15 protein-coding genes are annotated in these 14181 nt (G+C 67.0%); 8 read left to right on the top strand and 7 right to left on the bottom strand.

The window, feature by feature from the left end:
* Positions 1-212: 212 nt before the first annotated feature.
* Both ROV95_RS05235 and ROV95_RS05230 read right to left on the bottom strand, forming a co-directional pair.
* Positions 213-1397: an MFS transporter gene (locus tag ROV95_RS05235; RefSeq protein WP_197575946.1), complete on the bottom strand. Its 1185-nt coding sequence runs from the start codon at positions 1395-1397 to the stop codon at positions 213-215.
* Complete coding sequence (locus ROV95_RS05230) at positions 1394-2572, bottom strand: serine hydrolase domain-containing protein (RefSeq protein WP_312543371.1); 1179 nt, start codon at positions 2570-2572, stop codon at positions 1394-1396. The genes ROV95_RS05235 and ROV95_RS05230 overlap by 4 nt, the downstream gene beginning before the upstream one ends.
* Positions 2573-2798: 226 nt before the next feature.
* Between ROV95_RS05230 and ROV95_RS05225 the strand changes: the two genes are divergently transcribed.
* Both ROV95_RS05225 and ROV95_RS05220 read left to right on the top strand, forming a co-directional pair.
* Entirely contained in the window at positions 2799-3698 is a 900-nt protein-coding gene (locus ROV95_RS05225; RefSeq protein ID WP_312543369.1) for a LysR family transcriptional regulator, read from the top strand.
* Between the two features lie 227 nt (positions 3699-3925).
* Complete coding sequence (locus ROV95_RS05220; RefSeq protein ID WP_312543367.1) at positions 3926-5533, top strand: ATP-binding cassette domain-containing protein; 1608 nt, start codon at positions 3926-3928, stop codon at positions 5531-5533.
* A gap of 175 nt (positions 5534-5708) precedes the next feature.
* Here ROV95_RS05220 and ROV95_RS05215 read toward each other — a convergent pair whose 3' ends face one another.
* On the bottom strand, positions 5709-7034 hold the full coding sequence (locus ROV95_RS05215; protein ID WP_312543365.1) for a GTP-binding protein: 1326 nt from the start codon (positions 7032-7034) through the stop codon (positions 5709-5711).
* Between the two features lie 69 nt (positions 7035-7103).
* Here ROV95_RS05215 and ROV95_RS05210 point away from each other — a divergent pair, with 69 nt between their 5' ends.
* A complete protein-coding gene (locus ROV95_RS05210) occupies positions 7104-7478 on the top strand; it encodes a MerC domain-containing protein (protein WP_021204442.1) in 375 nt (124 codons plus the stop codon).
* 95 nt (positions 7479-7573) lie between these two features.
* Here ROV95_RS05210 and ROV95_RS05205 read toward each other — a convergent pair whose 3' ends face one another.
* The gene (locus tag ROV95_RS05205; RefSeq protein ID WP_111098371.1) at positions 7574-7858 is read right to left on the bottom strand and encodes a metal/formaldehyde-sensitive transcriptional repressor; all 285 of its coding nucleotides are present in this window, start codon (positions 7856-7858) and stop codon (positions 7574-7576) included.
* A gap of 48 nt (positions 7859-7906) precedes the next feature.
* Between ROV95_RS05205 and dmeF the strand changes: the two genes are divergently transcribed.
* Positions 7907-8881 carry a CDF family Co(II)/Ni(II) efflux transporter DmeF gene (gene dmeF, locus ROV95_RS05200; protein WP_021204444.1) on the top strand — a complete coding sequence of 325 codons (975 nt, stop codon included), beginning with the start codon at positions 7907-7909 and terminating at the stop codon, positions 8879-8881.
* A gap of 86 nt (positions 8882-8967) precedes the next feature.
* Here dmeF and ROV95_RS05195 read toward each other — a convergent pair whose 3' ends face one another.
* Positions 8968-9252 carry a hypothetical protein gene (locus ROV95_RS05195; RefSeq protein WP_171953349.1) on the bottom strand — a complete coding sequence of 95 codons (285 nt, stop codon included), beginning with the start codon at positions 9250-9252 and terminating at the stop codon, positions 8968-8970.
* Between the two features lie 90 nt (positions 9253-9342).
* Between ROV95_RS05195 and ROV95_RS05190 the strand changes: the two genes are divergently transcribed.
* From ROV95_RS05190 to ROV95_RS05180, 3 genes are all read left to right on the top strand, one after another.
* The gene (locus ROV95_RS05190) at positions 9343-9759 is read left to right on the top strand and encodes a hypothetical protein (RefSeq protein WP_312543360.1); all 417 of its coding nucleotides are present in this window, start codon (positions 9343-9345) and stop codon (positions 9757-9759) included.
* Positions 9760-9886: 127 nt separating this feature from the next.
* A complete protein-coding gene (locus tag ROV95_RS05185; protein WP_134731146.1) occupies positions 9887-10561 on the top strand; it encodes a hypothetical protein in 675 nt (224 codons plus the stop codon).
* 186 nt (positions 10562-10747) lie between these two features.
* On the top strand, positions 10748-11590 hold the full coding sequence (locus ROV95_RS05180) for an MnmC family methyltransferase (protein ID WP_312543357.1): 843 nt from the start codon (positions 10748-10750) through the stop codon (positions 11588-11590).
* A gap of 3 nt (positions 11591-11593) precedes the next feature.
* Here ROV95_RS05180 and ROV95_RS05175 read toward each other — a convergent pair whose 3' ends face one another.
* Positions 11594-12562: a polysaccharide deacetylase family protein gene (locus ROV95_RS05175; RefSeq protein ID WP_134731148.1), complete on the bottom strand. Its 969-nt coding sequence runs from the start codon at positions 12560-12562 to the stop codon at positions 11594-11596.
* Between the two features lie 70 nt (positions 12563-12632).
* Positions 12633-13292: a hypothetical protein gene (locus tag ROV95_RS05170; protein ID WP_181451832.1), complete on the bottom strand. Its 660-nt coding sequence runs from the start codon at positions 13290-13292 to the stop codon at positions 12633-12635.
* A 133-nt stretch (positions 13293-13425) separates the two neighbouring features.
* On the opposite strand from ROV95_RS05170, the gene ROV95_RS05165 reads away from it, so the two are divergent.
* Positions 13426-14106 carry a hypothetical protein gene (locus ROV95_RS05165; protein ID WP_312543355.1) on the top strand — a complete coding sequence of 227 codons (681 nt, stop codon included), beginning with the start codon at positions 13426-13428 and terminating at the stop codon, positions 14104-14106.
* Positions 14107-14181: the final 75 nt, after the last annotated feature.

The following is a 14181-nucleotide window of genomic DNA, read 5'->3' as shown; positions in this document are numbered from 1 at the left end:
TCGCCGCATCCATGCGGCTCACGCCCCTGCGCAACCCACCCACCCGGCCACGGACACATTGCGGCGGCGTCCTGCCACGGAATCAACAGAAGAAAGCAAAAGCAAAAGCAAACGCGGGTCGCTGCGCTCGGTGGATCCACGCCATGCGTGGATGGCGTGGACCACGGTAGTGCCGGCCGCTGGCCGGCACCTCCGTAACGTTTGACCCGGGCCTACGCCCAGGCCTTCGGCCGTGCCAGCAACCACGCCACGCTCACCGCCAGCAGCAGCAACGGCAGCCATCCCAACTGGTTCGGGCCGCCCGCCTGCAGCAGCACACCCCCTGCAACGCCACCGGCAGCAATGGCCAGGTTCCAGCCGGTCACCAGCATCGACTGCGCCAGATCTGCGGCGGCACCGGCACGCCGCGCCAATGCGGTCTGGAACAACGTAGGTACCGCGCCAAAGGCAACGCCCCACAGGATCGTCGCCAGCAGCAGCGCGATCGCGTCGCCCGGCCACAGCAGCAGCGCGAGCACCGGCACGATGAAGCCGATCACGGCCGCCCACACCAGCGTGCGCAGGTGGCGATCCACACCCCAGCCAGCGATACCGATACCGGCAATGGCCGCCAGCCCGAAGGCCAGCAGCAGGCGGTCCAGCCACGGGCCGGCCCCCGCCTCCACCGCCAGCGGTTCGATGTAGGTGTAGAGCACGTTGTGCGCCAGCACGTACAGCACCATTACCGCCAGCGCGCTGCGCACGCCGGGCATGCGCCACACCGTCGCCAGCGAGGTGCGCCGGCCGGCTGCCGCCGCCGGCAGCGCGGGCAGAGCCCAGCGTGCGTAGGCAAGCAGCACCACGGCCAGCACGCTCATCAGGGCGAATGCCCAGCGCCAGCCGAGCTGCTGCCCCAGCAACGTGCCCGCCGGTACGCCCAGCGACAGCGCCAACGGCGATCCGACCATCGCCACCGCAATTGCCCGGCCCTGCAGCGAGGGCACCACCATGCGCGCCGCATAGCCGGCCACCAGCGACCACAACAGGCCACCACTCACCCCGGCCAGGAAACGTGCGGCCAGGATCAGTGGATAGCTGCTGCTCACTGCGGTCAGCGTATTGACCACCACGAAGCCGGCAATGGCGGCCAGCAACAAGGCGCGTCGCGGCAGGCGCTGGGTCAACGCAGTCATCGGCAATGCGGCCATCACCGAGCCCAGTGCGTACACGCTGACGAGCTGGCCCACCGCCGCATCGCTCACGCCCAGGCCTTCGCCCATCGGCCGCAGGACGCCCGCCGGCAGGGTCTCGGTCAGCAGGGTGATGAAACCGCCGCCGGCCAGCGCCAGCAGCCCCGCCCACGGCAGGCGCGTGGCTTCACCGGCCGGGCCAGCCGCATCGATGGCATGGCCGCTCATCGGGCGGCCTCCAGATCGGCGTAGACCGCATCACGCAGCTCATCGACGAAGGCGCCATCCATGCCTTCGTACAGGGTGTTGGTCAGCGCCACCACGCTGAGCCCACGCGCAGGATCGACAAACCAGCTGTGCCCGTAGGCGCCGCCCCAACGCCATGTGCCTGCGCTCTGCGGCGTACCGCTGGCGGCCGCATCGCGCAGCACCGCAAAGCCAAGGCCGAAGCCCCAGCCGGCCGGTTCCGGCGGCCCCTGTTCGCCCACCTGCGGGCTGGCCATCTCCGCTGCCAGTACCGGCGGCAACAGGCCTGAACGCTGCACATCACGCAAGGCCTCCAGCACCGCCATCACTTCATCGGCGCTACCGACCAGGCCTGCCCCGGCCGAAGGGAAACGACTGGCATCGGTGGCGCGCGCGAGGCTGTACTCGATACCGACAGTACCCTCGAACGGAGCGACCACCTCGCCTTCGCGCAGGCGGTGCGGCTGCGGTGTGTCGCTCACATAGGGCGTGGCCAGCCGTGCCGCGTTGCGCGCAGCGAAGGCGGTGTCACGCAGGCCCAGGGGTGCGGCCAGCAAGCGCTCGAACAGTGCCTGCAGGGATTCACCGGTCGCTGCTTCAGCCACGGCACCGGCAACGTCCACGCCCAGCGAGTACAGCCAGTGGCTGCCCGGCGCGAACAGCAGCGGTGCCTGCGCGATGCGGCGCACGTTCTCGGCCAGCGAGAGCGGGTTCGCGTCCAGGCCATCGCTGACCCCGGCGCGCGCATAGGGGCCGTCCACATCGGCTTCGAGGAAGCGGTAGCCCAGCCCGCTGCTGTGGCTGAGCAGCTGGCGCAGGCTGATCGGCGGCGCAGTGCCATCGGCCAACGCCGGGCGGAAATCCGGCAGCCAGCGCTGTACCGATGTGTCCAGGTCGAGCACACCCTCGGCCACCAGGCGCAGGATCACCGTGCTCAGCAGCGGCTTGCTCACCGACGCCAACCGGAACAGCTGGTCGCGCTGCATCGGCGTGACCGATTCACGATCGGCCAGCCCGGTCGCGCTGGCATGGCGCAGTACGCCGTGCTCGCGCACCAGCACCACCGCGCCGACCAGGCGCTGCGGGTGGACCTGCTGCAGCAGCCGCTCCACTGAAGGCAGCGTCGGCGCAGGGGCAAGGGAAGGAACAGCATTCATCGCGATGGTCCGTGGGGAGAGGCCGCCACGTTAGGCAGCGGGTGGCCGCGCAAAAAGCCGGTTGCCGCTCCGGGCATCATGGACCGTCCAGTCCGCAATCGGCATGATTGCCGGAACTGCATGGCCGCAACCGTCCCCACGCCACCGCGCATCACAGTGTTGCGATGGCGGTGCCGCCCGCTACGTTCACGCACCCTACCCTGCCGCTTTCATTGCCCGCACGCCCATGTCCGTCCTGGACAACCTCGCCAACCTGCAGACCTTCGTGCACGCGGCCGACACCCGCAGCTTCGTCGAGACCGGACGCCTGCAGGGTATTTCCGCCTCGGCAGCGGGCAAGTGCGTGGCACGGCTGGAGCACGCGCTGGGCGTACGGCTGTTCCATCGCAGCACGCGCAGCATCACCCTCACCGCCGAGGGCCAGCTGTTCCTGGCGCGCTGCCGGCGCATCCTGGACGAGCGCGATGCCGCGCGCACCGAGCTGGCACAACCGCACGCCTCGCCCCGTGGCACCCTGCGCATCAGCCTGCCCCTGGTTGGCGACCTCACCCTGCCGTTGATGGCCGAATTCATGGCGGCGTACCCGGATATCCGCCTGGACCTGGACTTCAGTGACCGCCTGGTTGATGTCATCGAGGAGGGCTTCGATGCGGTGCTGCGCGTCGGCGAACCCAGCGACTCACGCATGAACGCACGGCGCCTGGGTGTGTTCCCGCGCCGCGTCGTTGCCTCGCCGGGCTACCTGCAGCGCTGCGGCGTTCCGCGCACGCCGGCAGGCTTGATGCAGCACACGCTGCTGCACTATCGCTTCCCCACCACCGGCAAGCTGGAACCGTGGCCGATCCACTGGCCCGACGATGAAACGCCGCAGGAGCTTCCGGTGCACATGGTGGCCAACACCATCGAAGCGCGGGTGGCGCTCGCACTGCGCCATATCGGCCTGGCCTTCGTGCCGGTGCACTCGGTGCGCGATGCCCTGGCCGACGGCCGCCTGGTCACGGTGCTGGACGAACACGTGCATTCCTGCGGCACCTTCCATCTGCTGTGGCCGTCGGGCCGACACGTACTGCCGAAGCTGCGGGTGTTCATCGACTTCGTCGGCGCCCGCCTGGGTACCGTGCCGTAGCCACGAGCAATCCACCCATGCCCGGCCCACAGTAGATCCACGCCATGCGTGGATGCTCTTGTAGTGCAGAGCCATCAAACCATTCAGCCACTGCCGCTATACTGGCCGCTCATTCCTCCAAGAGGCTCGCGACCAATGCGCCATTGATGCCGCCGTCTTCCCACCAGACGGCCTGACTCTTCCCGCCCCCTGCGCGCAGGGGAGAACCCGGCATCCATGGAGGTCGCATGACCCCGCATTCCCTCACGCTCGATCGCGTGTCGTATCGATTGGCCGACGGCCGCCTGCTGTTTTCCGATCTGACGTTTTCCTTCGAACCGGTTGCTACCGGCCTGGTCGGTGCCAATGGCGCCGGCAAGAGTGTGCTGGCACGCCTGCTGGCTGGCCGGCTGCTGCCCGACAGCGGCCAGGTACGCGGCAGTGGCCGGGTGTTCCTGTTGCCGACGCCCGGTTATCCACCCGCCGGCACGGTTGGTGAGCTGGCCGGCGTCGGCGCGGAACTGGCCGCGTTGCAACGCATCGAGGCCGGCAGCGTGGATGAGGCCGACTTCGCCTGCATCGGCGACCGCTGGGATCTGCGCGAATGCCTGCAGCAGCAATGGCAGATGCTCGGGCTGCCCGATGACCTCGACTCCGCCCAGCCTGCCGCGCGTCTCAGCGGTGGCCAGGCGATGCAGGTGGCGCTGTCCGGTGCCTGGGCCAGCGGTGCCGATTGGCTGATCCTGGACGAACCCAGCAACCACCTCGATGCACGCCATCGCCAACAGCTGTACGAGCAGTTGCAGCAGTGGCGCGGCGGCCTGCTGGCGGTCAGTCATGATCGCGAGCTGCTTGGGCACATGCAGCAGATCGTCGAGCTCGATGGGCGCGGGCTGCATCGTTACGGCGGACCGTGGCAGCACTACGCCGATGCGCGCGCCGCCGAGCGCGAAGCTGCCGCCGCCCAGCTCGACCATGCGCGCGCCCAGCACCGGCAGCAGCAACGCAGCGCGCGCGAACAGCACGAACGGCAACAACAACGCCAGGCGCGTGGCAATCGCGATGCGAAGCAGGCCAACCAGGCCCCCATCCTGCTCGGCCGGCAGAAGCAGCGCGCCGAGGCCAGCCACGGCCGCGCGCAGCTGGTACAGGCCGAACGCCTGCAGGCCAGCGCAGAGCAGCTTCGCGCAGCGGCATCGGCGGTGCATGTGGCGCCGGAGCTGGCGCTGTTTGCCGTCGCAGGCGAACGTGGCAGCACGCGTCTGCTGCAGGCCGAATCCCTGGTGCTGCCGCATGGCTGCAGTGCGCCGTTGCAGCTGGAGATCCGCCGCGGGCAACGCATCGCCGTGATCGGCGACAACGGTGCTGGAAAATCCACCCTGCTGCGCGTGCTGGCCGGCCAGTTGCCTGCGCGCAGCGGCATCGTGCAACGGCATGCGCCCCTGGCCCTGCTCGACCAGCAGCTGCTGGGGCTGTCCGGCGAGCGCAGCATCCTCGACACCGTGCAGGCCGCCAACCCGCGCGCGGCCCCCGGCGAACTGCGCACACGGCTGGCCCTGCTTGGGCTGGACGCGCAGCGCATCCAGCGGCAAGCCAGCAGCCTCAGCGATGGCGAACGGGTGAAAGGCGCGCTGGCCAGCGTGCTGTATGCCGATCCCGCACCGCAGCTGTTGCTGCTGGACGAGCCGGGCAATGCGCTGGATCTGAGCGCATTGCAGGCGTTGGAAGAATTGCTTGCGGCGTGGCCGGGCGCACTGGTGATGGTCAGCCACGACCGGTACCTGCTGCAGGCATTGCGACCGACGCGGGTACTGCGAGTCACCTCCGACGCCTGGCAATGGCGCGATGCCTTGTAGATCCACGCCATGCGTGGGTTCGATTCTGTAGAGCCGAGCCCACGCTCGGCTGACGCATCACGCATGGCGTGGAACCACTGCAATTGCAGCCGAGCGTGGGCTCGGCTCTACAAGGCGGGCAAAGACCGGTTGAACCGCCATCCACGCATGGCGTGAATCTACTGGAGCCGTTCGCTCACCGCTTCCACACCGGGAACGCCTGCGGCAACTGCTGCCACAGCAACGGCCCCGCACGCAGTTCCTGATCGTTGAGCAGGCACACGTCCAGCTCCGCTCGCACCGCGCGCTCATCCATGTGCACGCCGATCACCACCAGCTCCTGGCGGCGATCCCCCCACAACGGATGCCACAGGCGCTGCATCGCCGAATGCGCGGCCGCATCCGGGAAGTCCTCCGGCCCCGGCAACGGTGCGCTCCAGCAATCGGCCTGCTGCCGTGCCCAGCCGAGGTCGCTGTACGGCAGCGGCGTGGGCGGCAGCAATGGCGCGGTGTCCTCCAGCCCAGCGCGCACGCGATCACGCGCGGCGTACCAGAACCCCGCCGCCTGCGTGCGCGTCGCTGCGCCCACGGTGTTCAGTTCGCCCACCCAGTCCATGCGGTTGGCCAGCCAGAACCAGCCCTTGCTGCGGATCACGCCAGGCATGCCCGACTGCAGCGCGCGGGCGAATCGCACGGGGTGGAACGGACGTCGCGAGCGATAGACAAAGCTGCCGATGCCGTACTCTTCGGTCTCCGGCGTATGCTCGCCACGCAGTTCCTTCACCCAGCCCGGCGCACGTTGCGCACGCTCGTAGTCGAAGCGGCCAGTGTCCAGCAGCTCGGCCAGTGGCACGTCACCGAAGCGGGACAGCAGCAGCTTCGCGTCGCGGTTCAGGCCGCGCAGCACGGCCAGCGTGTCCTGCAGCAAGTCATCTTCCGTCTGATCGACCTTGCTGACCACGATCACATCGGCGAATTCGACCTGCTCGCACAACAGGTCGACCACGCCGCGATCGTCGTCCGGCCCGGCCTGCTGGCCACGCTCGGCCAGGCGCAGCGTCGAGCCGAAGTCGGCGAGGAACGCGCTGCCATCCACCACCGTCACCATCGTGTCCAGTCGCGCGACGTCACTCAGGCTGAAGCCATGCTCGTCGCGTACGGCGAAGGTGGCTGCCACCGGCATCGGCTCGCCGATGCCGGTCGACTCGATCAGCAGGTAGTCGTAGCGGCCGGCGTCGGCCAGGCGCCGCACTTCCTGCAGCAGGTCATCGCGCAGCGTGCAGCAGATGCAGCCATTGCTGAATTCCACCAGCGTCTCCTCGGTGCGGCGCAGTTCGGCCCCACCCTCGCGCACCTGCTGCGCGTCGATGTTGACCTCGCTCATGTCGTTGACGATGACCGCCACACGCAGGCCCGCGCGGTTGCGCAGGATCTGGTTGAGCAGGGTGGTCTTGCCGGCCCCCAGGAAGCCGGACAGCACGGTGACCGGAAGGCGACGGTCGGCGCGGGAAACAGTGTTCATGTCGGAGCGGGTTGGCTGCGGAACGGAAATGTTACTGTATAACATCTGTCGCGCAAGGAGCCTCCCCCGATGAAGTCGCCGTCTGCCGCCCTGCTCGATGCCGGCGCTGTCGCCCTGTCCAGCCTGTGCCTGCTGCACTGCCTGGCGCTGCCGCTGCTGGCTGCCGCGTTGCCGCTGTTCGGCGCGTGGGCCGAAGCGGAATGGGTGCACTTGCTGTTCGTGGCCATCGCCCTGCCGCTGACCGGCTACGCGCTGTGGCGGGCCGAGCGTCGCCGTCGCCTCCCCGTGCTGGCCTGGGCCACCGCCGGCGCCGGGCTCGGCCTGCTGCTGGCCGGCGCGCTTGCGCTGCCCTCGCACGACTGGGAAACACCGATGACGGTCACCGGCAGCCTGCTGCTGGCCGCCACGCACATCTGGAACGCGCGGCACCGCCACGGGGGGTAGAGTCGACTGTTAGTCGACTATCGCGCGAAGCGCGGGGTCTTTCGTTGGTTGTACGAAGAGCAGTCGACTGACAGTCGACTCTACCGCCCCTCGGCCTATTTGCCGTAGCGACGCAGCAGCTCGACCAGCACCTCGGCCTCGGCCGCCCGCTGCTGCGGGTCTTCGGCGCCCACCACGTGTTCCTGCAGGTGCTCGTGCAGCAGCTCCATCAGCAGGCTGTGGGCGGCACCGCGCACGGCGGCGACCTGCACCAGCACGTCCGCGCAGTCGCCGGCTTTACCCTCGGGCTGGTCCAGCGCCTGCTCCAACGCCGCCACCTGGCCCGCGATGCGGCGCACCCGGGTCAGCAGCTGCTTACGATTTTTGTGTACGTGCGCCATGGCGGGATCATATACCCTATGGGGGTATCCACTCCAGCTCCCGCCCCCATGCACTTGGACGCCCTCGCCGCCGCCCGTCGCCACGAACACCGCTTCGACGACGGCAACCCGCTGGCCGAACGCAATACCCGCCGCGCCCTGTGGCTCACCGTCAGCATGATGGTCGTGGAGATCGTCGGCGGCTGGTGGTTCAACTCCATGGCCGTGCTCGCCGACGGCTGGCACATGAGTTCGCATGCGCTGGCGCTCGGGCTCTCGGTGTTTGCGTACCGCTGCGCACGCCGCTACGCGCACGACCCGCGCTTCGCCTTCGGCACCTGGAAGATCGAGATCCTGGCCGGCTATACCAGCGCCATCGCTCTGCTCGGCGTGGCCGCGTTGATGGCCGTGCAGTCGCTGGAGCGGCTGTGGGTACCGGCGCCGATCCACTACAACGAAGCCATCGCCATCGCTGCGGTAGGCCTGGGCGTGAACCTGCTCTGTGCATGGTGGCTGCACGACAGCCCGGGCCACGCGCATCACCACCACGGGCATGACCATGGCCATCATCACGGGCATGACCACGAACACCACGATCACGGCCATGCGCACAGTCACGACCTCAACCTGCGCTCGGCCTATGTGCACGTGCTGGCCGACGCCGCCACCTCGGTGCTGGCCATCATCGCCCTGCTCGGCGGCAAGCTGCTGGGCCTGACCTGGCTGGACCCGGTGATGGGCCTGGTCGGCGCCGTGCTGGTCACGGTGTGGGCGGTGGGCCTGCTGCGCGACAGCGGCCGCATCCTGCTCGACGCGCAGATGGACGCTCCGGTGGTGGCCGAAGTACGCGAAGTGATCGAACAGGGCCCGTGGCCGGCGCGCCTGGCCGACCTGCACGTCTGGCAGGTCGGTCGCGGCAAGTACGCGGTCAGCGCCAGCGTGGTCACCAGCGACGCCACGCTGGATGCCGATACCCTGCGCAACGCGCTGGCGATCCATGAGGAGCTGGTGCATGTCACCGTGGAGATCCACCGCAGCACCTGACCTGCATCCGGTAGTGCCGGCCGCGCCGGCAACTCCATGAACGCCGCATGCGACCTGCAGGTGCCGGCCAGCGGCCGGCACTACCGCTAGAGCTTCAGCATCATCCGCAGCAGGTACATCAGCAGCGGCAGCGCGCTCAGCACCGCACCGCTGATGCCGATCCATGGCCAGCGCTCACCGCGCACGCGCGAGGCTACGGCCAAGCCGCCGCCCACCAGCGCCGCACCCAGCACGCCCACGCCCAGCCCTGCGGCCATGCCATTGCCACCCGCAGCGACCGCCGCCTGTGCCGCTACGGTGCCTGCCCCCCAACCCACTGCAATACCCACCCAACTGGCCACGCCGCACCACGGTGCCTTGCCCTGCGCCATCCGAAAACCCCTGTGTCCTTGCCGAATTTCTGTACGGGCCACGCCCGCGTGCTGCCTACACTAGCCGCACCTGCACTGTAGGGACATCCCATGCGAGCGCTCCGCCTGCTGCTGCCCGGTGCCCTCCTGCTGCTCACTGCCTGCGGCGACGATGCGCGGCGTCCCTTCTCCGCCGACCCATTGCAGGGCTGCTTCGCCACCGGAGCGCGCAAGCCGGCCGACTTCCGCATCGACAAGGAAGGCGGCCAGTACTTCGTCTCCTTCAGCCGCGGCGACCAGTGGCAACGCGAGCCGAATGCCCTGCACAAGGCCACCCGCAGCGAGATCAGCCGCTACTTCCGCGATGACGCCGAGCAGATCGACAGCGCGTTGATCCGCATGGCGGGCGGCTTCGGCATCTTCCACTTCAACAAGGACGCGACGTTGAACGGCAAGGCCAGCGATAGTGACTACATGGCGTTGATGCTGATCGGTGCTGGGCCGGTGTATGCGGTGAAGTGCGATTGAGCGATGGATCAACATTCAAACTAGTAAGAAAAGTTTGAAATCTGGTCAAGTACGGTGCGGGTCACAATCTGAAAACTGAACATTGTTGAGCCTAGTGTCTCCGCAACCGAAGAACGAAGACTCGCAGATGAGTAATCGCACACTGATCCTGTGTCTGGCAATCGCCACGGCCTCGCCTGCATTCGCAGAAACACCATTGAGTGTCGACAGAACGGAGCTCAGCGCCAAAGGAGAGATCATCATTGTTCGCCGTACAACTTGGCCAGACTTCGATGGAGGGCAGATTCAAGTTGATCAGCATCTGAAGCCTGATGGATTTGGACGATTGATCTATCGATACAGCGACCAGTCGGAGGCGACTAAGCTCTACCACCAAGCTTTCTGCGCTTCCATGGATATGGAACCATCTCAAGGGGAGGGGACGATTGAAGGGCCGGCAGCAGGCTGGGCATGCACTCGTGAAAACACCCCAGGGAATCCAACCTCAAAATGGAGTTCGAAGAGTATTGACTGGGTTACGGCAACTGCGCCGAATGGACGTGTTCCTGTGGGCGTGTCCTATTATTCAACAGGCCAGATGAATGCAGAGAGCTCCGTTGCCGGAGCCCGAACAGCTAAGATTGGTATTGACAACGGCAGATGCTATTTTAGCGATACACGTCATTATTCATCCCCCTTCTATCTCAGCGAGGGAATTGGCGTCGTCTGCACCATAATGGAGTCACGATTCGTGAGCACCTCGCTGGACGTGTGCATACCAAGGCAATGCGCATCCAATCGCGGAACTCAGTTCGCTCAGTAGGCAACTGATCTTAGGCGGCCTTCAGCCTTTCACTGAAGGCCGCGTCGCGGCATCCCGTCATACTGAGATTAGTTGCACATGCCCCATAGACCGTTGTTTTCAACGACCATGGTCATAAATCACTCTTTCAACCCATCATGCGCCCTGCGGTACCATGCCCTCCCCCGAAACGCCCCGGTACCCGCCGTGCCCCATTACTTCGGCCCCCTGCTGACCCGCGACAGCGCTGACACCCTGCGCCGTGCCCATGACAAGGGCGCTGCCGAATGGCAGGGCTCGATCGACCTCGGCCGCAGCCAGGACAGCGTGGTGCTGGATGCCGACGGCTTCCACTTCCGGGGCCAGCCCTACCCGTGGCCGGGCAAGCTGAAGGACCGCACGCTGTACTACTGGGATGGCGAGGACTTCGCGCCGATCTCGCGCTACAGCGGCTCGCTGATCAAGCTGGTGCCGACCGAATGGGGCGCACCGACCTTCGAGATCGACGGCATCAAGATGCTGCCGACCTCGAAGCTGTCGCCGTTCGAGGATGCGCGCCGCAAGGTGGAGCTGGTCGCGCCGGCCGGCAAGGTCATCCTCGATACCTGCGGTGGCCTGGGCTACTTCGCCGCCTGCGCGCTGGAGGCCGGTGTCGGCCAGATCCGCTCGTTCGAGAAGAACGCCGATGTGATGTGGCTGCGCACGCTCAACCCGTGGTCGCCGGATCCAGACTCGGCTGCCGCCGGTGGCCGCCTGCAGTTCAGCCACGGTGACGTCTCGCAGCAGATCGAACAGGTGGCCAGCAACAGTGTCGATGCGATCCTGCACGACCCACCGCGCTTCGGCATCGCCGGCGAGCTGTACTCCCAGGTGTTCTATGACCACCTCGCCCGCGTCATCCGCAAGGGCGGCCGCCTGTTCCATTACACCGGCGCGCCGAACAAGCTGACCAGCGGCCGCGACGTGCCGCGTGAAGTGGCCAAGCGCCTGGAAAAGGCGGGTTTCAAGGCCGAACTGGCGCTGGACGGCGTGCTGGCCGTCAAGCGCTGAGCGTCACTCCGAGTCGACCTTGGCCAGCTTCATCACCCACGCCGGCACCTCGGGTTCGCCGGCGTAGAAGTCCTTCGGCTTGTTCTGCGCCATCGCCCAGCGGTGCAGCCAGCTCGGGCCATAGCGGCCGTTGTAGCCCTCGGCACCCCGTGCGTAGGCCGGGTCACGCATCGCCTCGTCCAATGAAATGAAGCGATAGCCGCGACGCTTCGTGGCCGCGACCAGTTCGGCAAAGGTCGCCGCGTTGAGCTCATTGGCGTGCATCAGCCACACCTGCGGCAGCGCGTACCCAAGTAGCGCCTGCGACTGCTTCTCGTAATAGTCCAGCTTGTTCAGCATGTACGGCACGTAGCCCTTGCGCAGCTGCGCCAGCGTCGCCGCGCGCGCGGGCGAATCCGCCTGCTCGTTCATCACGTTGGCATAGGCGAACGCCCACACCCACTCGCCGTTGTCCACCGTCACCGGCGCCACGCGGTAGCCAAGCTGCTTGAAGAACACGTCCATTTCCGCGCGGTCTTCCGGCGTGCGCCCCGCACGCAGATAGGGGTGACGCATCCACTGCGGCTTCAGCCCGCGCTCGGCCAGCAACGGCCGCAGCACCGTCTCGCCACGCAGGAAATCCCGCTGGAACGCAGGCACGCCCTTGGCGTTCAGGTCCATGTGCGAGTAGGTGTGGTTGCCCAGCATGTAGCCGGCGTCCAGCCAGTCACGCAGCATCTGCACCCGCGCCGGCTGCATCTGCCCGTCGATCTCAAGCTTGTTCTCGTTGACGAAGCCGACCACCGGCACGCCTGCCTCGCGCAGCTGGTCCATCAGCGCTTCATGCCGCGCCTGCAGGTCAGGCGGAACGATCTCATCCACCCGCGCCCAGGGCAGGTCGTCGATGGTCACCGCAATCCGGCGATCTACTTCAGCGGCGTGTACCGCCAACGAACAGAGCAGTAGCGGTACAGCGCGAAGCAACCAACGCATCAGCACTTCCTTGCAGGGGCGAAGTACGGACTTTAGCGTGATTGAGAACGCCTGGTCGGGCATGCAGCTGCTATGGGCTGGGCGACTGCACCTCCCGCTCGCGCACGATCGCCCGCCACAACATGAATCCTGCAGCCATCGCCATCAGCATCACTGCGACCAGCACCAGGGCCAGATCATCGGGATTGCGCAGCAGCGGGGCATGCTCGTGGGTGAGGATCTCGAACACCACCTCCTGCGCCTGTGCCAGCGGCAAACTGCCCTGTTCCCCCAGTTCCATCAGGCAGGTTGTCGGCGCCAGCTTGGCCACACTGGTCCATGCCATGTCGTACAGATGCAATGCCCGCACCGCCAGCACCAGTAACGCGCCATGCAGCATCATCAAGACCCGGTTGGCCCGCCGCAGCCGTCCGGACAACCGCCCCAGCCGATAGACGCTGATCGACATCGCGCCCAGCAGCGCCAGCACCACGCCCGCCATCGGAATCCACTGCAACGGTTGCCACGGTGCAAGCGCAGTGGATCGCGCCAGCAGCTGTTCGGCCACCTGTATGCGTGCGGCCGCGTCGGGCCCACCGCATGCGTCATCCACCGGCTCCAGCAGCAGTCCCACACGGTAGTGGAAGAAGCCGGCTGCAAGGCCTACCGCCAGCAGCGCCACCACCTGCAGCGCCAGCAGGATCGGGCCGGGACCACAGATGCGACAGAAGCGGGCAGCGGCAGAGACCATCGGTTCATCCATGACAACAAAGGACCATCCTAACCAAGCATCCTGTGCCTGTCGGCTGGCGTATACGACAACCACCGCGTGGTCCCGGTAGGATGTAGACGAGCATGGATGGTCGTCTGTAGAGGTGTTGTGGATGGTCACGTTGTATCTGTGGGTGCGAACCCTGCTCCCGCTGCTGGCGTTCGTGATCGCGTGGATGCTGCTCTCGCGCCTGATCCAGGCCCGCGTGGCGCGCCTTCCGCGCGTTCCCTTGAACCTGCCTGAGCACAGCAGCAGCCCGCGCAGGAAGGACCGGCGCATTTACGCGCGCAAGCTGCGGCGCAAACCGGGGCTGCGCAACGCGACTCGACCGGCCACCGCGCCGCGCAGCTGGATCCTGGCGGCGGTATTCGTTTCGCTGTGCGTATTGATCGCCGCCGTGCTGGCCGTACCAGATGGCGCGCGCTTCCAGGTCATGGTCGAGAGCCTCACCGGCTACCCAGCCACGATTGCTGAAATACATGTTCCCGCTGCCGGGCAGCCCCTCGTGCTGCAGGCGTGGCAGCCCGCACTGGCGCAGCTGTCACGGCCGGTAACAATGCGCTACCCGATCGGGCGCACCGGCGGCCAGCAGGACGCGCGTGCCACGCTACCGGTACAGGTGAGACATCAGGGTGATCGGCTGCAGGTGGCTACGGCCATGTCGGTGGATGCCGAGCTGCTGCGTGCGGAGCTTGCACGCCTGGCTGGGGTACCAGTTGAGGCCATCACCGTCGGCCAGAACAAGATCGCGCCCTGGATGGAACCCGGCTGGAAGCCGCTGGCCAAGCTGTAGAGCCGAGCCCACGCTCGGCTGCTTTTGCCGTAGATCCACGCCATGCGTGGATGGATGCAGAGCGGAGTCGAGCAT

The organism is Stenotrophomonas maltophilia group sp. msm1 (assembly GCF_032025805.1).
GTDB lineage: Bacteria > Pseudomonadota > Gammaproteobacteria > Xanthomonadales > Xanthomonadaceae > Stenotrophomonas > Stenotrophomonas hibiscicola.
This window is presented reverse-complemented; position numbering and strand designations above follow the sequence as displayed.